The following is a 17,819-nucleotide window of genomic DNA, read 5'->3' as shown; positions in this document are numbered from 1 at the left end:
TGAAATCGAAGTTCGCCGACGCCGGGCGTGACGGGGGGAGGATTCTTGCGGATGACACGCTCCTTCCAGAGACAATCAAGCCCCGCCCGGCGGGGAGCCGAACGGGGCCTGTTTTTCGCGGCGGGTCCGCTGGGACCGGGTGGGGCTCGACGCCGCGCTATCAGTTAACGCGGTGACGCTTCAGCCGTTCCCGAAAATCGTCAGCCGACGATCTGATCGTCGGTGAAGAACTGGGCGATCTCCAGAGCGGCGTTTTCGGCGCTGTCGGAGCCGTGGACCGAGTTCTCGCCGACGCTGAGGGCGAACAGCTTGCGGATGGTGCCGTCGGCGGCCTGTTCCGGGTTCGTCGCGCCCATGACTTCGCGGTACTTGGCCACGGCGTCGGCGCCTTCCAGCACTTGGACGACAACTGGCGCGGAGGTCATGAACTCAACCAGTTCGCCGTAGAACGGGCGCGCGGCGTGGACTTCGTAGAACTTCTTGGCCTGGGCGTCGGTCATCTGGATGCGGCGCTGGGCGACGATGCGCAGGCCGGCGGCCTCGATCACCGCATTGACGGCGCCCGTCAGGTTCCGCTTGGTCGCGTCGGGCTTGATGATCGAGAAGGTGCGTTCGGTCATGGTCTTGGACTTGTCTTCTTATTGGGGAGGCGCGGGTCAGCCCGCGCGGGGTGGCGGGCTTATAGCCGCACGATGTGACATCGCCAAGCACAGCGGTCGCCACGGACCCCGACCTCTGCTAAGGCCCCGCCCTCGCCATGCTGCAAATCAATGATCTGACCTTCGACGCCTGGGGCCGCCGGTTCTTCGACCACGCGAGCGTCAGCCTCCCCGTGGGCGCCATGGTGGGACTGGTGGGCCGCAACGGCGTCGGCAAGACCACCCTGTTCAAGCTGATCCTGGACGAGTTGCACGCGGGCGACGGCGAGATCGGCTATCCAAAGACCGCGCGCATCGCCTCGGTCGACCAGGAACATCCGGCCACGCCGGTGACGCTGCTGGACACGGTGCTGGCCGCCGACGAGGAGCGCGAACGCCTCACCGCCGAACTGGAGACCGCCGACCCCGAGCACCTAGGGGAGATCTACGCCCGGCTGGCCGACATCGGCGCCGATCGCGCGCCGTCACGGGCCGCTGAGATCCTGTCAGGCCTGGGCTTCTCGAACGCGGACCTGGCGCGTCCGATGTCGGAGTTCTCCGGCGGCTGGCGGATGCGCGTGGCCCTAGCCGCGGCCCTGTTCGCCGAACCCGACCTGCTGCTGTTGGACGAACCGACCAACTATCTCGATCTGGAAGGCGCGCTCTGGCTGGAGTCGCGGCTGAAGAAGTATCCGCACACCGCCGTGATCATCAGCCACGACCGCGAGATTCTGAACAACTCCTGCGACCACATCCTACATCTGGCCGACGGCAAGCTGACCCTCTACGCGGGCGGCTACGACAGCTTCGAGCGCCAGCGCGAGGAGAAGGCCCGCCTGCAGGAGGCCAACAAGGCCAAGGTCGACGCCCAGCGGGCCCACCTCCAGGCCTTCGTCGACCGTTTCCGCGCCAAGGCCTCCAAGGCGACCCAGGCCCAGTCGCGTCTGAAAATGCTGCAGAAGCTGCCGCCGGTGTCGTCCGTGGTGGCCGAGCACGTCGCGCCCTTTGTCCTGCCCTCCCCCGAGCGCGCCCTGGCGCCTCCGCTGCTGCGGCTTGAGGGGGTGTCGGCGGGCTATGATGAGACGCCGATCCTGAAGCACATGAACCTGCGGCTGGACCTGGACGACCGCATTGGCCTGCTTGGCGTCAACGGCGCGGGCAAGTCGACCTTCGCCAAGCTGATCGCCGGCGCGCTGCAGCCACAGTCTGGCGAGCTGAAGCGGTCGCCGCGGCTCAAGGTCGGCTGGTTCCATCAGCATCAGATCGAGGCCCTGGACCCTAGCGACACGCCGCTGGACATCATCCGCGCCGTGATGCCCGAGGCCTCCGAGGCCAGCCGCCGCGCCCGCCTGGCGCAATATGGCCTGGGCCACCAGAAAGTCGACACGACGGTCGACAATCTGTCGGGCGGCGAGCGCGCGCGCCTGCTGCTCAATCTCGTGGCGCTTGAGGCCCCGCACCTCCTGATCCTCGACGAACCAACCAACCACCTGGATATCGACTCGCGCCGCGCGCTGCTCGACGCGCTGAACAGTTACGAAGGCGCGGTGATCCTGATCACGCACGATCGCTCGCTGATGGAACTGGTGGCCGACCGCCTGTGGCTGGCCGCCGATGGCGGGATCGAGCCCTTCGACGGGGACATGGACGACTACGCCAAGTTCGTCGTCGATCGCGCCAAGCAGGCGGGCAAGGCGCCGAGCCAGGTGAAGGCCCCCGAGCCCGTGGCCTCGCCGAAACCCGTCGCGGCCCCGAAGGTCAAGGTCCCGACCGGAACGGCGAGACGTCGCGCCGAGGCGGCCGAGGCCGCACTGTCCCGCGCGTCCCAGGCGCTGGCGGAGATCGACAGGGCGCTGACCGACCCCAAGGTGTTCGGCGCTAACCCGGCCAAGGCCGCCGACCTGGGACGCCGCCGCGATCAGGCCCAGGCGACCCTCGACGCCGCCGAACTTGAATGGCTTGAGGCCAATGAGGCCTATGAAGCGGTCAAGAGCGACGCCTGATCTCCCCTAAGGGCCATCGGTCGCCTATGTTCGCGCCATGACGACCCAGGCCGCCGCGCCGAATCCCAAACGCCGACGAGGCCCGCGCATCCGCGCCAGGTTGCGCGAACTGTATCACGGCCAGACGCGCAGGGCGGTTCGCTTCCGCTTGGGCGTCATAGTGATCGACCTGCTGCTGATCGGCTTTTTCATCGCCGCCCCGTTCATTCGCGAGACGCCGGCCTTCCTCGTCGTCGACTACGTGGTGGCCTTCATCCTGGCGCTGGATATCGCCGCCCGCGCCCTGGCCGCCGACCGGTGGACCGATTGGATCAAACGCCCCTCGACCTGGCTCGACCTGTTCGTCCTGGCGACCTTGTTGTTCCCCCTGTGGCTGTTCAACCTGGCCTTCCTGAGGGTGCTGCGGCTGTGGACCCTGATTCACTCCGAGTTCTTCTGGGAGACCATCGGGCGGCGCTATGACGACACGCGCTGGGAGGACGTGACGCGGGCGACCGCGACCCTGGTCACCTTCGTCTTCGTGATGACCGGCTTCGTCTATACGAGCTTCGTGCGCACGCCCGGCATCGACGGCTATATCGACGCCCTCTACTTCACCATCGCCACCCTGACGACGACGGGGTTCGGCGACATCACCCTGCCGGGGACCTGGGGCCGGATCATCTCCATCGTGACCATGCTGACCGGGATCACCCTGTTCGTCCGGCTGGCCCAGGCCCTATTCCGCCCCTACAAGGTCCGCTTCCCCTGCCCGACCTGCGGCCTGCAGCGTCATGATGTCGACGCGGTGCATTGCAAGGCTTGCGGCGAGCAGCTGAATATCCCCAACGACGACCCCCACTGAGCCCCGCCCATGCCCGACGAAGCCCGTATCGTCTATCTGCTCCTGGTCCTGCTCCTGCTGGCCCCGGCCGGCGTGGCGGCCTGGCGGCGGATATTCCGGAAACGCGATTGAGCCTGACGCCCGCCGCGTCGTAGGGATCGCTGAGAACATCCGGGAACCGTCCATGCGCGCCATCCTCACCGCGGCCCTTCTGCTCGCCACGCCCGTCCTCGCCGCGCCGAGGCCGGACGCTCAGCTCTCCGGTCTCGCCAAGGATGTCAGCGAGGCGAAGCTTCGGGCGACCATCGAGAAGCTGGTCGGCTTCGGGACCCGCCACACCCTGTCGGATCGCGTGTCCGACACGCGGGGCATCGGCGCGGCCGAGCGCTGGGCGGCGTCAGAGTTCGAGGCCCTCTCGAAGGCCTGCGGTGGTTGCCTGGAAGTGACCGTGCCTAAGCAGACCTTCACGGGCCGCCGCGTGCCCAATCCCACGGAGATCGGCGCGATCCTGGCGATCCAGAAGGGGACCACCGATCCGGACCGGGTGATCGTCATTTCCGGCCATATCGACAGCCGGGTCAGCGATCCGATGAACGCCACGGCCGACGCGCCCGGCGCCAATGACGACGCCTCGGGCGTGGCCGCGGTGATGGAGGCGGCGCGGGTGCTTTCCAAGCACAGGTTCCCCGCAACCCTCGTCTATGCCGCCCTCGAGGGAGAGGAACAGGGGCTCTACGGCGGCAAGGTTCTGGCCGCCTTCGCCAGACAGCGCGGTTGGCGGGTCGAGGCCAATCTCAACAACGACATCGTGGGCAACACCCGCGGCGCCGGCGGCGAGGTCGTACGCGACCGGGTTCGCGTGTTCGCCGAGGGCACCAAGAGCGTCGAGACGCCAGAACAGGCCAACCAGCGGCGCTACAACGGCGGAGAGGTCGACAGCCCCTCGCGGAACCTGGCGCGCTTCGCCGACACCCTGGCCGAGCGCCAAGCCGCCGATCTCGGCAAGCTGGACGTCACCATGGTCTATCGCACCGACCGCTATGGGCGCGGCGGCGATCAGGTGGAGATGCTGGCGGCGGGATTCCCCGCGATACGCATCACCGAGGCGGCGGAACACTACGACCGCCAGCACCAGGACCTGCGCACCGAGAACGGCCGGGTCTACGGCGACACCATCGACGGCGTCGACTTTCCCTACCTGGCCCGCGTGACCCGGTTGAACACCATGCTGATGGCCGCGCTGGCCCGGGCCCCCGCCCCGCCCGAAGGCGTCAAGATCGAGGGCGCGGTGTCGCCCGACACCAAGCTGAGCTGGTCGGCGGTTCCAGGGGCGGCGAGCTACCGCATTCACTGGCGCGCCACCACCGCGCCGCAGTGGACCAACGCCCGCGACACCACCGCCATCGCCGAGACCCTGAAGGGCGTGGTGATCGACGACTGGTTCTTCGGCGTCTCGTCCGTGGCGGCCGACGGCTCGGAGAGTCCGGTGGTGTTCCCGGGCCCAGCGGGATCGTTCGTGTCGACGACGCCCGCGGTCGCGGCGAACTAGGCGACTAGCCGCACTTGACCTCTTTCACCGCGCCGGTAGCCGCGTCGTAGAAGAAGTTCAGCCGCCGCGGATTGAAATCCATGGTCACCGGGCAGGTGGTGCAGGCGACGCGCTGCAGGGCGGGTTGAATCGGCACGGGGATCTCCGTGCGCGGACGCCCGACGAACCGCTGGGCCTCGGACGCGCCGCACTGGTCGGGTTCCGGCGGCGGCGGAGTCGGCGCTGGAGGCGGCGGAGGCGGCGGCGCGGGGGGCGGAGGCGGCTCGGCGCAGGCGGCCAGCGTTAGCAGGCTGGACGCCACGAGGATCGCGCTGAAGGTTTTCATGCCTGTTTCTCCCAACCCCGGGTCTGTTGCTTCCAGTACGAGGCTGGATGGCCCTTGGCCTTGAGCGCGCTCCACTGGCTGCGCGCCACGGCGAGCTGCGTCTCGTCGCGGCCGTCGAACAGGACGATGCAGCGTTCGTAGGCTTCGAGCTCGCCCGGATCGGCGCCGTCCACCAGGAACAGGGCGTCGGCGGCGTTGGGGTTCTCGAAGGCGGTGGTCAGCAGCACCGGCTGGCGCGCCGCGCCCGGCTCGTCGGCGGGCGCGTGCGGCAGGAAGCTCTCGTCGCGATAGCTCCACAGCCAGGTGTCGAGATGCTCGACCCGCTCGGCCTCGCGGGCGCGGACGACGGCCTTCCAGCCCCGCGCCAAGGTCTTCTCCAGCAGTTCGGGCAAGACCTGATCCAGGCCCGAGCGCTCAAGGTGATAGAACCAGACCTCGCACGGGGCGGTCATCGCGGCGCTCTCCGAACCAGCTGCACCAGGGACGATACCACCTCCTCCGGATGGGTCATCATGGCCAGGTGGGAGAGCTCGAGACGCAGGGTCGGCCGGCCCAGGCGGCGGGCCTCTCCGGCTTCGGCCTCATAGGCCTTCGACAGTCGCAGGTAGGACCAGCCGAGGCTGGGGGGCACGTCCAGCGCCGGAGCGGGTTCGTCGAAAAAGGCGAGGGGTGCGGGACCGAGCTCGCCCAGGAATGCCTCACGCAGCGGGCCTTCAGGCGTGAGCCCGGCGATGGCGCCCGGCGGGAACCACTGGTCCCACGGCGGCAGCCTGTCGTTGGTGGCCGCGGCGCGCAGGGCCTCACCAAGCGGCGCAGAGGCGGTCTCGAACCAGGATCGGCCCGGATGGGGCAGGATCGCGTCGACGAACACCACCGCGGCCAAACGGCCCTCGGCCAGAGCGGCCACCGGCGCGGCCAGGCCGCCGGCGCCTGAATGGACCACCAGGACATCGTCCGCCTCGATGCCTTGAGCGACCGCCGCGGCCAGGGCCGGATAAAAGGGCCGGGCCACCTGGTCCCAGGGCGGCAGGGCGAGCACCTGAGCATCGTAGCCCCGCGCGCCCAGCTCGGCCGGGACCTCGCCCCAGCAGGCGGGACCGACCAGTGGGCTATGAAGCAGAATCAGGCGCACGCGCGCGCCGTCAGCCTTCGTACTTGTCGGCGACCATGCGGTTCAGCAGGCGCACGCCGAAACCGGTGGCGCCCTCGGGAATGGTCGGGACGCTGGACGGCTTCTTCCAGGCGGTGGACGCGATATCCAGGTGCGCCCAGGGCAGGCCGTTGACGAAGCGCTGGATGAACAGGGCCGCGGTGATCGAGCCGCCGGGGCGACCGCCGGTGTTCTTCACGTCGGCGATCATCGAGTCGATGTTCTTGTCGTACTGAGCCGGCAGCGGCAGGCGCCACAGCGGTTCGCCCTCGGCCCCGGAGGCCGCCAGCAGGTTGGCCGACAGTTCGTCATTGTTGGAGAACAGGCCGGCATAGTCGTTGCCCAGCGCGATGATGATCGCGCCGGTCAGGGTCGCGAGATCGACCATGAACTTCGGCTTGAAGCGGTCCTGGCAGTACCAGACGGCGTCGGCCAGGACGAGACGGCCCTCAGCGTCGGTGTTGATGATCTCGATGGTCTGGCCCGACATGGAGGTGACCACGTCGCCCGGACGCTGGGCGTTCCCGTCGGGCATGTTCTCGACAAGGCCCAGGATGCCGATGGCGTTGACCTTGGCCTTGCGGCCCGCAAGCACGTGCATGAGGCCGGCCACGGCGCCGGCGCCGCCCATGTCCCACTTCATGTCTTCCATGCCGTCGGCGGGCTTCAGGCTGATGCCCCCGGTGTCGAAGCAGACGCCCTTGCCGACGAAGGCGATGGGCTGGGCTGAGGGATCGGCCGCGCCGTTCCACTTCATGATGGCGAGCTGGCTCTCACGGATGCTGCCCTGCCCCACGCCCAGCAGCGAACCCATACCCAGCTTGGCCATCTCGGCCTCGCCCAGGATCTCGACTTCCAGCCCCAGGCTCTCCAGCGCCTTCACGCGGCGAGCGAACTCTTCGGGGTGCAGGACGTTCGGCGGCTCGGAGACGAGGTCGCGCGAGAACGCTATGGCGTCGGCGAGCGCCGCCAGCGGCGGGAATGCGGCGAGCGCGGCGTCGGCCTGGGCGGTGACGATCTGTGTCTTGATGACCGTGGGCTTCCTCTCGGCTGGCTCCTTGGTGCGGTAGCGGTCGAACCGATAGGCGGCGAGACGCACGCCGAAGGCCGCGCGGGCGGCGGTGTCGGCGCCGTCAGTCGGTAGGGCGATGCGCAGCGTGGTGAGCCCTGAGGTCTTCACCGCGGCGTAGGCGCTGGCGGCGGCGTTCTCCACGGCGATGTCGTCGAAGGCGTCGGCCTTGCCCGCGCCGACCAGCACGATCCGCGCCGCCTCGCCGGTTGCGCCCAGCACGTCGAGGGCCTGGCCCTTGGCGCCGGTGAATCGGCCCGCCGCGACCGCGCGCGAGAGGGCGCCACCGGCCTGGGTGTCGAGAGCGCCCGCTGCGCCTGTCAGGATCTGGCCTTCGAACACGACCACGGCAAGGGCGGTCTTTTCCGCCAGAGCGGCTTGCGCCGCGACGAACTCGATCTCCATAAGTCCCTCAAACTCCAGACAATGCGGGCGTGCGCCTCGGGGCCGACAACCGCGGCTGCTCCTGCGGCGGTTGTGTGGCGTGGCGACGCATGATTTAGAACAGCTTCCGCGTGGGGGCGCGCAAATTCCCTGCTGGACCGCACTTTTCTTCCATGCCGCTGATCGACCGCTATCTGTTCCGCCAGCTCCTGGGACCGACCGTGCTGGCCACGGCGGCGCTGACGGCTGTGGCCTTGCTGAGCCAGAGCCTTTCGGCGCTCGACATCATCGTCAGCCAGCGGCAGAGCGCGCTGGTCTTCGCCAAGGTGACGCTGCTGGCCCTGCCCCAGCTCCTCAACATGGTCCTGCCGATCGCCGTGTTCGTGGCCGCCCTCGTGGCGCTGAACCGGCTGCACACCGAACAGGAGATCGTGGTCTGCTTCGCTGGCGGCATGAGCCGCTGGCGGGTGATCTCACCGGCCTTGCGCCTGGCCTCGATCATCGCCGTCCTTGCCCTGATCATGAACGCCTGGATTCAACCGGCGGCGTCTCGTGAGATGCGCCAGACGCTGTTCAACGTGCGCACGGACCTGGCCTCGACCCTGATCCGGGAGGGTGAGTTCACCGCCCCTGCCCCTGGCCTGACCGTCTACGCCCAGTCGGTGGACGCCACCGGCCTGATCCACAACCTGTTCATCCACCAGGAGAAGGACGGCGGCGGGGCGACGACCTACACCGCCGACACAGGTCGCCTGGCCAAGCGCGGCGAACGCTCGGTGCTGGTGATGCAGAAGGGCTCCAACCAGGAGTTCAGCGACACCGGCGTGCTGAACTTCCTGTCCTTCGACGAGTACATCTTCGACCTGTCGCCGTTCATGGCGACCGGCGAGCTCATTCACTACAAGCCCTCCGACCGCTATCTGCACGAACTGCTGTTTCCCGACCTCCAGCAGAGCTGGGAGCAGCGCAATCGCCTGAAGCTGCTCGCCGAGGGACATAACCGATTGGCCAGCCCGCTCTACAATATCGCCCTGATGGCCATGGCCCTGTCGGCGATCGTCGGCGGCGGCTTCTCTCGGATGGGCTATGGCCGTCGGATCGCGATCATCGGCGCCGCGGCGGTGACGGTGCGCATCCTGGGTTTCGTGGCCCAGGCCGGCGCGGAATCCGAAGCCTGGCTCAACGTCGTCCAGTACCTGATCCCGGTGGCGGCCGGCGGTTTCGCCCTTCGCGACATCTTCCGCCAGAAGGTCTCGCGGTTCATCGACATGCAGCTCAAGCCGTCGCGCATCTCGCGCCGCGCGGGAGCGGCCGCATGATCGGGCTGGGCCGACTGGAACGCTATGTGGTGGGCCGCACCCTGGCGGGGGTCGGGGGGGCGCTGGCGGTGATCTCGGCGGTGATCCTGCTGGTCTCGTTCGTGAACCTATCGCGGGAGGTCGCGGTTCGCGCCGATGTGGGCGTCGCCCAGCTGTTCGCCCTGACCCTGCTGCAGGCGCCGGCGACCATTCTCCTGCTGCTGCCCTTCGTCTTCCTGTTCGGCGGGATCGCCGCCTACGTCGGCCTCAACCGGCGTTCAGAGCTGGTGGCCATGCGCGCGGCGGGCATCTCGGCCTGGCGGTTCATCCTGCCCTCCGCCGCCGCGGCCTTCGCGATCGGCGTGGTCACCGTGGCGGTGTTCAACCCGCTCGCCGCGGCGTTCAGCGCCCGCTACGAGGCCGACCGCGCCGACCTGATGGAGAACTACCTGACGGACGCGCCTCAGGAGGTATGGCTGCGCCAGGGTGACGACAGAACGCAGATGGTGATCCACGCCAAGGCCCGCGACACCGTCGAGGGCACGGTGCGCCTGAAGGCCGTCTCGATCTTCGTCTACCAGAAGAACCGCCAGGGCCTTCCCGAGTTCAAGCGACGGCTGGAGGCGGCCGAAGCGCGCCTTTTGCCAGGCTACTGGCGCCTGACCGACGTCCGCGAGGCTTCGGCAGGGGAAAACTCCGTACGCTCCGACTCGCTTTCGATCCGCTCCACCCTCGACGCCGAATCGGCGATGGAGCGGTTCGCCGCGCCGGAATCAGTGGCCTTCTGGCGTCTGCCAGCGGCGATCCGCCTCACCGAGCAGGCGGGATTCTCGGCCAGCGGCTACCGGCTGCGCCACCAGCAACTGCTGGCGACCCCGGTGCTGTTCGCGGCGATGTCGATCCTGGCGGCGGCGTTTTCCCTGCGCCTGGCGCGCCTTGGGGGCCTCGCAGGCCTGGCGGGAGCAGGCGTTGGCCTTGGTTTCGTCGTGTTCTTCTTCAACGAGTTCTCCGGGGCCCTGGCCGACGCCGACATCATTCCGCTATTCGCGGCGGCCTGGGCGCCGCCGGTCGTGGCCCTGCTGTCGGGCTTCGCGCTGCTCTGCTACACCGAAGACGGTTGAATCGCCGGCGTTCCCGGTTATGCATCCGGTCACACCGCGTTGAGGGATCCTTGGCTTCATGAGTTTCGGCAGGCGTTCAGCCTCGGCCAAGCGCGGCCTGCTCGCGGGCGTGGCGCTCCTGGTGCTTTCATCGGCCCAGGCGTACGCGCAGGCGCCGAAGACCGGCCCCTCGCTCGACGGCTTGGCCGAAGGTCAGCTGTATCTCGAAGCCGACCTCGTGGTTCGCGACGACAAGAACAAGATCACCACGGCCAAGGGTGACATCGAGGTCCGGTATCAAGGCCGCACGCTGCGCGCCCAAGAACTGGTCTATGACGAGGGCAAGGGCGTCATGCGCGCCCGGGGCGAGACCTCGATCCTGAACGCCGACGGCTCGGTGGAATACGCCGACGAGATCGTGCTGGACGATGCGATGAAGGCGGGCGTCGCCACCGGCTTCGCCGCGCGCATGGGTCAGAACGTCAAGATCGCCGCGTCCAGCGCCGTGCGCCGGTCCGACCGGATCAACGAACTGAACCGCGCGATCTACACCCCCTGCGACGTCTGCGCGCCGGACGGAACGACGCCCAAGACCCCGACCTGGTCGATCAAGGCCGAGCGGGTGGTCCAGGACAAGGATCGGCAGCTCGTCTACTACCGCAACGCGGTCATCCAAATCTTCGGCGTGCCGCTGGTCTATCTGCCCGTGTTCTGGCACCCCGACCCGGGCGCGGTGCGCAAGTCAGGCTTCCTGCCACCGGAGATCTCGGCCTCCGATCGCCGAGGCATGTCGTATGAGCAGCCCTATCTGCTGGTTCTGTCGCCACATTCGGATTTGACGATAAGCCCTCAAATCAACACGAAAGTTAGCCCTTTCGTGAACGGCCAGTACCGCAAGCGCTTTTACTCCGGCTCCCTCGATGCGCGCTTCGGCTACACCCACGATCAGGACTTCGACAGCTCGGGCGACCCGTTCGGAGACGCGACGTCGCGCTCCTACATCCTGGCCGCCGGCGCCTTCGCCATCAACGACAAGTGGCGTTGGGGCTTCACCGCCGAACGGACCTCCGACGACCTGCTTTTCGACAAGTACGAGATCGGCAGCGTCTACGAGAACCGCGGGCCGTATGTCGCCGACGACCGCCGGCTGATCTCGCAGATCTACACCACCCGCGAGACCCAGAACGCGTACTTCTCCGCCGCCGCCTTCACGATCCAGGGGCTGCGCCCAGGCGACAATGAACGAACCTTCCCCATTGTCGGGCCCCTGATCGAGTCGCGATGGGAGCCGACGTCGGAGATCGCCGGCGGCCGGCTTCGACTGCGCGCCAGCGCCGTCGTGCTGACCCGCGAGCAGTCGCCGCTCAACGCGCCGCCGCTGCGCCTGGACGGACTGGACAGCCGCCGCGCCACTGGCGAGGTCGACTGGCGAAGCGTCTACACCTCGTCCGCCGGGCTGCGGATCGCACCCTACGTCCAGGCTCGCTTCGACGCCTACAGCTTGGCCGACAACCTGGTCGGCGTGCTGGCGACCGGTCCGCGCTCCAAGACCCTCTCGCGTGGACTGGCGGTTGCCGGCGCTGCCATTTCATGGCCTTTTATTCGTCGATACAAGGATTTGTCTGTTATTCTTGAACCGATTGCGCAGCTCGCCCTATCGCCGGACTTGAAGCAGGTGCAGCTCGGACGCAACGCCATCGGGAACCCGATCAATCTGAACGAGGACTCGATCGCCTTCGAGTTCGACGAGACCAATCTGTTCCGCGCGAACAAGTTCCCAGGCTACGACCTCTACGAGGACGGTGTGCGGGCCAATGTCGGCGGCCGGGCTTCGGTGTTCTGGGACGATGGCCGGCGCGCCAGCCTGCTGATTGGCCGATCCCTGCGCACCGAACGCAACGAAGTGTTCAGCGCCCAGAGCGGCCTGCGGCCCAAGGCGTCGGACTGGATCGTTTCGGCAAGCGCCGAGCCCCTGCCCGGCCTCAGCCTTTTCGGCCGCGCGCGCTTCGACGCCGACGACTACGCCGTCTCGCGCGCCGAGACGGGCGCCAACGTCTCCTCCAAGTGGGGCTCGGGCTATGTCCGCTACCTACGCGACAGGGCCGACCCCAACGGGCTCAAGGTGGAAAACCTCGACCTGGGCGGCGAGATCTATCTGAGCAAGCACTGGGGTGTGACCGCCTACGGCAACCGTGACCTCGTCCAGAAGGCCTGGGTCATCCGCGACCTGGGCGTGGTCTATCGCGACGAGTGCACGCGCCTAGACTTCATCTACCGGCGGGAAGACACGATCATCGGGCGGCTGGGCCCCTCGGAGTCCTTCACCGTCCGCCTAACCCTCGCCACACTAGGCGAACAATAATATGGCAACTGACACACGCGGCCCGGCGGCCGCTCGCTACGGCGCTACGCTAAGGAAGACCTCACCCATGACCTCCGCGCGTAAAGTCACGGGCCTCGCGGCGCGCGGCGTCGCTTTGGCCGCCGCCCTGGCCGCGGCCGGAGCCCCGCTCATCGCCACGGCTCAGACCCCCGCGCCCGCCGCGGAAGCCGCCCCGGCCGCGCCCGCAGCGCCGCTAGGCCTGACCGAGTCGGTGGCCGCCGTGGTCAATGACGACATCATCTCGACCTACGACCTGGCCCAGCGCATGCGCTTGCTGATCGCCACATCGGGGATCCAACCCACGCAGCAGAATATCCAGCAATTTCAGCGTGAAGCGCTGATCTCCTTGGTCGACGAGCGGCTCCAGATCCAGGAGCTTCGCCGCCAGGAGAAGGAACAGAAGATCGAAATCGTCGCCAGCGAGGATGAGCTCAACGCCGAGATCGGCGAGATGGCGAAAAGCAACAACACCACTCCGGCGCTGTTCGTGGCGTCGCTCGAGGGCCAGGGCATCGGCATCAACACCCTGAAGGAGCAGATCCGCGCCCAGACCAGCTGGCAGCGCTGGATCCGGGGTCGTTACGGCTCGCGGCTGCGCATCGGTGAAGACCAGGTCAAGGCGCAGCAGCAGCGGCTCTCGGCCTCGGCCTCCAAGCCTCAATACCAGATCAGCGAGGTCTTCCTCGACGCCAACCGGGTGGGTGGCATGGAGACGGCCGTCACCGGGGCCGCCCAGCTCATCGCCCAGATGCAGCAAGGCGCGCCCTTCCAGGCCGTGGCGCGGCAGTTCTCCGCCTCGGCCACCGCCGCGTCCGGGGGCGACGCCGGTTGGGTCGCGGCCGGTGAGATGGCGCCCGAAGTCGAAGCCGCCCTGGAGCAGATGCGTCCGGGCCAGCTCTCCCAACCCATCCAGGTGCGCGACGGCGTCTATGTGATCTATCTGCGCGACAAGCGCGCCGGCGCCGGCGCCTCTGTGGTCAACCTCAAGCAGGCCGCCGTGGCCCTGGCTCAGGACGCCTCGCCCGCGCAGATCGGGGCCGCGACCGCGACCCTGACCACCCTTCGCGGCCAGGTGACCGGCTGTGGCGATCTGGAGGCCAAGGCCGCCAGCGTCAACGGCGTGGTGGCCGGCGACCTGGGCGAAGCCGAGATCAAGGACCTCGCGCCGGCGTTCCGGAGCGCCGCCGAGACCCTGCAGCCCGGCCAGCTTTCCGAGCCGATCCGCACCGCAGCGGGCCTGCACATCCTGGCCGTCTGCTCCAAGCGGGCCAGCGGTGCGGAGGCGATGACCAACGAGCAGATCGAAAGTCGACTGTACGGCCAACAACTAAGTATGATCGCCCGGCGCTATATGCGCGACTTGAGAACATCGGCCACGATCGAGACGCGGTGAAGAACGGACCCCTCGCGCTGACCTTGGGCGATCCCGCCGGGATCGGCCCGGAGATCATCGTCAAGGCCTGGAGCCAGCTCCGGGCCGAGGGGCCGGAGTTTGTCGTGGTGGGCGACTTCCAGGCCCTCGCCTCGGCCTCGGGCGCCACCGCCGTGCGCCGCGTCACCACGCCCAGCGAAGGCGGCAAGGTGTTCGCAGACGCCCTGCCGGTCATCGACTTGCCCCTGCGCAGCCCGGTGGTGGCGGGCCAGCCCTCGCCCACCGCCGCGCGCGCGATCATCCAATGGATCGAGACCGGCGTCGGTCTGGCGTTGTCGGGCGCGGTGCGCGGGCTGGTGACCGCCCCTATCGCCAAGGCGCCGCTTTACGAAGCTGGCTTCCCCTTCGCCGGCCACACTGAGTTCCTGGGAGAACTGACCGCCAGCGCGGGTTTCGACGGCGCGCGAGGCCCGATCATGATGCTGGCCGTGCCCGGCCTGCGCACGACGCTGGTCACGGTCCACGAGCCTCTCGCGGCGGTCGCCGCCAAGCTCACCATAGAGAAGATCGTCAATGCCGGTCTGGTGACCGCCCAGGCGCTGCGCGGCGACTTCGGCGTCATGGCTCCCCGGGTGGCGGTCGCCGGGTTGAATCCACACGCTGGTGAAGACGGGACCATCGGCCGCGAGGAGGTCTAGATCGTCGCGCCGGCCGTCCGCTCGCTGCGAGAGCTAGGGGTCGATGCGGTTGGCCCGACCCCGGCCGACAGCCTGTTCCACGAGGCGGCTCGCGCCCGCTATGACGCGGTGGTCTGCATGTACCACGACCAGGCCCTGATCCCGGTCAAGATGCTGGATTTCTGGGGCGGCGTGAACGTGACGCTGGGGCTGCCTATCGTGCGGACATCCCCCGACCACGGCACCGCCTTCGACATCGCCGGGCGGGGCCAGGCGCGCCCAGACAGCCTGATCGCGGCCATCCGGATGGCCGATCAAATCGCGGCGCGCCGCGAAGCCTAGTCCATCGGCCGAGGCGACAAAGGCCGCCGGAAGCCGTTGTCATCATGGCTGTAATAGCCGCGACCGTTGCGGGTCTGGCCGATCGCCAGGGTCAGGCTGCCGGTCTCGCCCAGCGGCATCTGACTAATCAGATAGCCGCTGCGATAGCCACCGGTGCCAACGGCCACGCCGACCTCACCATGGATCCTGCGCGGCTGGTCCGGCATCGCCCGCTCGTCGTCGGCCGGACGCGGAGCGTCGGCGATCCAGCGGTCGATCTGAGCGGCGGTCTCGGCGGTCGCGCTGAGCGCCTGGCCGGCTCCGGCGGTCGAGATCGCCTCCTCCGCCAAGGCCGGCGCGGCGCAAAGCGACAGCAACAGGGCGGCGGCGAAAGCAGTCGGGTACGCGGACATCGAGGTCTCCATAGGCTGCAGGATCGCGCCCGATTGCGGCCTGTTGAGGGCGCTTGCCGTCCAAGCTTCGTCATGGCTTCCTCCCCGCCTCTTCGCAGCCGAGGAACGCTCCATGCTCAATCGTCGTCACGTGCTCGCCGGCGCCGTCGGAACCTTGGCCGCCGCAGGCGCTGCTCGCGCCCAGACCAGCCCGGCCGCCAGCAAGGCGCGGGCGCTTTACGACGAAATCTTCGAATCGATCCTCAAGACCTCGCCGACCACCGCCTCGGGCCTGGGCTTCGACACCGGCGCGCGGGCGGGGCTGAAATCCAGGCTCGACGACCGTTCGCCGGCCGGGCGGATGAACGTCTTCCAGCCGATGATCGACGCGCGCCCCAAGCTCGCAACCATCGACCGCAAGGCGCTGACGGGTCGAGAGGCGAGCGAGTACGACACCGTCGTCTGGCTGGCCGACCGCGACGCCGAGGCCGCCACCTTCCCGTTCGGCGGCGTTGATTCGTACGACTATCCGGTCCCCTACGTGGTCAGTCAGCTCACCGGCGCCTATCAGAAGATGCCGGACTTCCTGGACGCCAAGCACGTCATCGAGACCAGGGCGGACGCCGAGGCCTATCTCTCTCGCTTGACCGCCTTCGCCCAGAACGTCCGCGACGAAAACGGCCGCCTGCGCGCCGACGCCGGGCGTGGCGTGGTCGCGCCTGACTTCGTGCTGGACAAGACGCTCACCCAGCTCACCGCCCTGGCCAGCCAGAAGGGCGAGGCCTCAGGCCTGGCGACCTCCCTTGGCCGGCGCGCGGCCGAGAAGGGTCTGGGGAGCGACTGGGCCGCCAAGGCCGCGGCCATCGTCGACGGACCGCTGGCGAGCGCGCTGGCCGACCAGATCGCCCTGCTGAATGAGCATCGCCGCTCAGCGGTTCACGAGGCCGGAGTCAGGCGCCTTCCCGACGGCGCGCGCTACTACGATCTCTGTCTGCGCTACCACACCACCACCGGCCTTACGCCCCCCGAGGCGCACAAGGTCGGCCTGGCCCAGGTGGCGGAACTATCGGCCCGCGCCGATGTGCTGCTGCGGGCCCAGGGCCTGACCCAAGGCTCCGTCGGCGCCCGACTCACCGCCTTCGGCAAGGACCCCAGCCAGCTCTATCCGAACACCGACGCCGGCCGCGCCGACCTGCTGGCGCACCTCAACAGCATGATGGAGGCCGTGCGCGCCCAGGCTCCGAAGGTCTTCCGGACCCTGCCCAAGGCGGGAATGGAGATTCGCCGGGTGCCACCGGACATCGAGCTCGGCGCGCCGCGCGGCTACGCCGAGGGGGGAACCCTCGACGGCTCTCGGCCGGGCGCGTTCTACATCAACCTGCGCGACGTCGGCGACTGGCCGAAGTGGTCGCTGAACAGCCTGACCTATCATGAGAGCGTGCCGGGACACCTGTTCCAGGGCGCGGTGCTGCTGGAGGCGCCCGGCGCGCCCCTGCTGCTGAAGACCATGGGTTTCACCGCCTATGGCGAAGGCTGGGGCCTCTATGCGGAACAACTCGCCGACGAGCTCGGCATGTACGACCAGGATCCAGGCGGAAAGATCGGCTACCTGCAGTCCTTCCTCTATCGCGCCGCCCGCATCGTGCTGGACACAGGCATGCACTCCCAGGGCTGGAGCCGCGAGATGGCGGTGGCCTACATGATCGACACCGTCGGCCTGCCGGCAGGCGCCGCCGCCAACGAGATCGACCGCTACGTGGTCTGGCCGGGCCAGGCCTGCGGCTACAAGATCGGTCACACCGAGATCGACCGCCTGCGCACCAAGGCGCGCGCAGCGCTGGGACTCAAGTTCGATCTGCCGGCGTTCCATGATCTCATTTTGCTTGGAGGCGCCATGCCGCTTGCGGTGCTGGAGCGAGTGGTCGACGATTGGGTCGCACAGCAAAGGGCCTGATCCGGGCCCTGGAGAGCCGCTATGAAACGCAATACGTCTTGGCTCTCACTCTCTCTCTCGACATGGCAGATGACCATGGAGGCCCAACAGGTCATTGGCCTGCGCATGGCCAAGCTCGCCTTTGGCGGCGAAGCGGCGGCGACCGAGACCGCTCTCATGTTCTCGGAGAAGGCCGCCTCGGCCCTGACACTCCAATCCGACATGGCGATGGCGTTGATGTCCGGCACCGGACACCTGACCCCGGCTCGCGCCGTCACCCACTACCGCCGAAAGATCCGCGCGAACCGTCGACGCCTGACGCGCTAGACGAAACCAACTTCCGCTGGGAACTCATCCCAGCGCGTGGCACGCTTCCAAACGCGGATATGCGAATGGGGGTTT

Annotated in this window: 15 protein-coding genes and 1 pseudogene; 10 read left to right on the top strand and 6 right to left on the bottom strand. The window is 68.3% G+C overall.

Annotated features, from left to right (window positions below; genetic code table 11):
* Window positions 1–200: 200 nt before the first annotated feature.
* On the bottom strand, window positions 201–620 hold the full coding sequence (gene ndk / locus RMO04_RS03760; protein ID WP_309643456.1) for a nucleoside-diphosphate kinase: 420 nt from the start codon (window positions 618–620) through the stop codon (window positions 201–203).
* A gap of 137 nt (window positions 621–757) precedes the next feature.
* On the opposite strand from ndk, the gene RMO04_RS03755 reads away from it, so the two are divergent.
* From RMO04_RS03755 to RMO04_RS03745, 3 genes are all read left to right on the top strand, one after another.
* A complete protein-coding gene (locus RMO04_RS03755; protein WP_309643455.1) occupies window positions 758–2,641 on the top strand; it encodes an ABC-F family ATP-binding cassette domain-containing protein in 1,884 nt (627 codons plus the stop codon).
* A 37-nt stretch (window positions 2,642–2,678) separates the two neighbouring features.
* Complete coding sequence (locus tag RMO04_RS03750; protein WP_309643454.1) at window positions 2,679–3,485, top strand: ion channel; 807 nt, start codon at window positions 2,679–2,681, stop codon at window positions 3,483–3,485.
* A 163-nt stretch (window positions 3,486–3,648) separates the two neighbouring features.
* Window positions 3,649–5,013, top strand: coding sequence for a M20/M25/M40 family metallo-hydrolase (locus tag RMO04_RS03745; protein ID WP_309643453.1), 1,365 nt, complete (start codon window positions 3,649–3,651; stop codon window positions 5,011–5,013).
* Window positions 5,014–5,017: 4 nt separating this feature from the next.
* On the opposite strand, the gene RMO04_RS03740 is transcribed toward RMO04_RS03745, so the two are convergent.
* From RMO04_RS03740 to RMO04_RS03725, 4 genes are read right to left on the bottom strand one after another with little or no spacing between them, the layout of a single operon-like run.
* Window positions 5,018–5,338 carry a peptidase inhibitor I78 gene (locus RMO04_RS03740; RefSeq protein WP_309643452.1) on the bottom strand — a complete coding sequence of 107 codons (321 nt, stop codon included), beginning with the start codon at window positions 5,336–5,338 and terminating at the stop codon, window positions 5,018–5,020.
* Complete coding sequence (locus tag RMO04_RS03735) at window positions 5,335–5,790, bottom strand: DNA polymerase III subunit chi (RefSeq protein ID WP_309643451.1); 456 nt, start codon at window positions 5,788–5,790, stop codon at window positions 5,335–5,337. The genes RMO04_RS03740 and RMO04_RS03735 overlap by 4 nt, the downstream gene beginning before the upstream one ends.
* Entirely contained in the window at window positions 5,787–6,470 is a 684-nt protein-coding gene (locus RMO04_RS03730) for a hypothetical protein (RefSeq protein ID WP_309643450.1), read from the bottom strand. Before RMO04_RS03730 ends, RMO04_RS03735 begins: the two co-directional genes overlap by 4 nt.
* A 10-nt stretch (window positions 6,471–6,480) precedes the next feature.
* Window positions 6,481–7,962, bottom strand: a complete 1,482-nt coding sequence (locus RMO04_RS03725) for a leucyl aminopeptidase (protein ID WP_309643449.1) — start codon at window positions 7,960–7,962, stop codon at window positions 6,481–6,483.
* Window positions 7,963–8,114: 152 nt separating this feature from the next.
* Between RMO04_RS03725 and lptF the strand changes: the two genes are divergently transcribed.
* From lptF to pdxA, 5 genes and pseudogenes are all read left to right on the top strand, one after another.
* Window positions 8,115–9,260 (top strand): LPS export ABC transporter permease LptF, encoded by a 1,146-nt coding sequence (gene lptF / locus RMO04_RS03720; RefSeq protein WP_309643448.1) that lies wholly within the window; start codon window positions 8,115–8,117, stop codon window positions 9,258–9,260.
* Window positions 9,257–10,360 carry an LptF/LptG family permease gene (locus RMO04_RS03715; protein ID WP_309643447.1) on the top strand — a complete coding sequence of 368 codons (1,104 nt, stop codon included), beginning with the start codon at window positions 9,257–9,259 and terminating at the stop codon, window positions 10,358–10,360. The genes lptF and RMO04_RS03715 overlap by 4 nt, the downstream gene beginning before the upstream one ends.
* 58 nt (window positions 10,361–10,418) lie before the next feature.
* Window positions 10,419–12,701: an LPS-assembly protein LptD gene (locus RMO04_RS03710; protein WP_309643446.1), complete on the top strand. Its 2,283-nt coding sequence runs from the start codon at window positions 10,419–10,421 to the stop codon at window positions 12,699–12,701.
* A gap of 67 nt (window positions 12,702–12,768) precedes the next feature.
* Window positions 12,769–14,115, top strand: coding sequence for a peptidylprolyl isomerase (locus RMO04_RS03705; RefSeq protein WP_309643445.1), 1,347 nt, complete (start codon window positions 12,769–12,771; stop codon window positions 14,113–14,115).
* Window positions 14,112–15,113: pseudogene (pdxA, locus tag RMO04_RS03700) on the top strand (4-hydroxythreonine-4-phosphate dehydrogenase PdxA). The gene RMO04_RS03705 and the pseudogene pdxA overlap by 4 nt, the downstream one beginning before the upstream one ends.
* Here pdxA and RMO04_RS03695 read toward each other — a convergent pair.
* Window positions 15,110–15,505: a hypothetical protein gene (locus RMO04_RS03695; RefSeq protein WP_309643444.1), complete on the bottom strand. Its 396-nt coding sequence runs from the start codon at window positions 15,503–15,505 to the stop codon at window positions 15,110–15,112. The pseudogene pdxA and the gene RMO04_RS03695 sit on opposite strands and share 4 nt — an antisense overlap.
* Window positions 15,506–15,617: 112 nt before the next feature.
* On the opposite strand from RMO04_RS03695, the gene RMO04_RS03690 reads away from it, so the two are divergent.
* Entirely contained in the window at window positions 15,618–17,438 is a 1,821-nt protein-coding gene (locus RMO04_RS03690; RefSeq protein WP_309643443.1) for a DUF885 family protein, read from the top strand.
* A gap of 21 nt (window positions 17,439–17,459) precedes the next feature.
* Window positions 17,460–17,744, top strand: coding sequence for a hypothetical protein (locus RMO04_RS03685; RefSeq protein WP_309643442.1), 285 nt, complete (start codon window positions 17,460–17,462; stop codon window positions 17,742–17,744).
* The last annotated feature ends 75 nt before the right edge of the window (window positions 17,745–17,819 follow it).

The organism is Phenylobacterium sp. (assembly GCF_031412415.1).
Classification (GTDB): Bacteria; Pseudomonadota; Alphaproteobacteria; order Caulobacterales; family Caulobacteraceae; genus Phenylobacterium.
The sequence above is the reverse complement of the archived record's forward strand: the minus strand, read 5'-3'. Positions and strand labels throughout refer to the sequence as shown.

Bases quoted from the DNA above. Each gene is read 5' to 3' on its own strand.
- RMO04_RS03750 (WP_309643454.1), top strand. From the start codon at position 2,679: ATGACGACCCAGGCCGCCGCGCCGAATCCCAAACGCCGACGAGGCCCG.
- RMO04_RS03725 (WP_309643449.1), bottom strand. From the start codon at position 7,962: ATGGAGATCGAGTTCGTCGCGGCGCAAGCCGCTCTGGCGGAAAAGACC.
- ndk (WP_309643456.1), bottom strand. From the start codon at position 620: ATGACCGAACGCACCTTCTCGATCATCAAGCCCGACGCGACCAAGCGG.
- RMO04_RS03715 (WP_309643447.1), top strand. From the start codon at position 9,257: ATGATCGGGCTGGGCCGACTGGAACGCTATGTGGTGGGCCGCACCCTG.
- RMO04_RS03705 (WP_309643445.1), top strand. From the start codon at position 12,769: ATGACCTCCGCGCGTAAAGTCACGGGCCTCGCGGCGCGCGGCGTCGCT.
- RMO04_RS03690 (WP_309643443.1), top strand. From the start codon at position 15,618: ATGCTCAATCGTCGTCACGTGCTCGCCGGCGCCGTCGGAACCTTGGCC.
- RMO04_RS03735 (WP_309643451.1), bottom strand. From the start codon at position 5,790: ATGACCGCCCCGTGCGAGGTCTGGTTCTATCACCTTGAGCGCTCGGGC.
- RMO04_RS03710 (WP_309643446.1), top strand. From the start codon at position 10,419: ATGAGTTTCGGCAGGCGTTCAGCCTCGGCCAAGCGCGGCCTGCTCGCG.
- RMO04_RS03685 (WP_309643442.1), top strand. From the start codon at position 17,460: ATGAAACGCAATACGTCTTGGCTCTCACTCTCTCTCTCGACATGGCAG.
- lptF (WP_309643448.1), top strand. From the start codon at position 8,115: ATGCCGCTGATCGACCGCTATCTGTTCCGCCAGCTCCTGGGACCGACC.
- RMO04_RS03740 (WP_309643452.1), bottom strand. From the start codon at position 5,338: ATGAAAACCTTCAGCGCGATCCTCGTGGCGTCCAGCCTGCTAACGCTG.
- RMO04_RS03745 (WP_309643453.1), top strand. From the start codon at position 3,649: ATGCGCGCCATCCTCACCGCGGCCCTTCTGCTCGCCACGCCCGTCCTC.
- RMO04_RS03695 (WP_309643444.1), bottom strand. From the start codon at position 15,505: ATGTCCGCGTACCCGACTGCTTTCGCCGCCGCCCTGTTGCTGTCGCTT.
- RMO04_RS03755 (WP_309643455.1), top strand. From the start codon at position 758: ATGCTGCAAATCAATGATCTGACCTTCGACGCCTGGGGCCGCCGGTTC.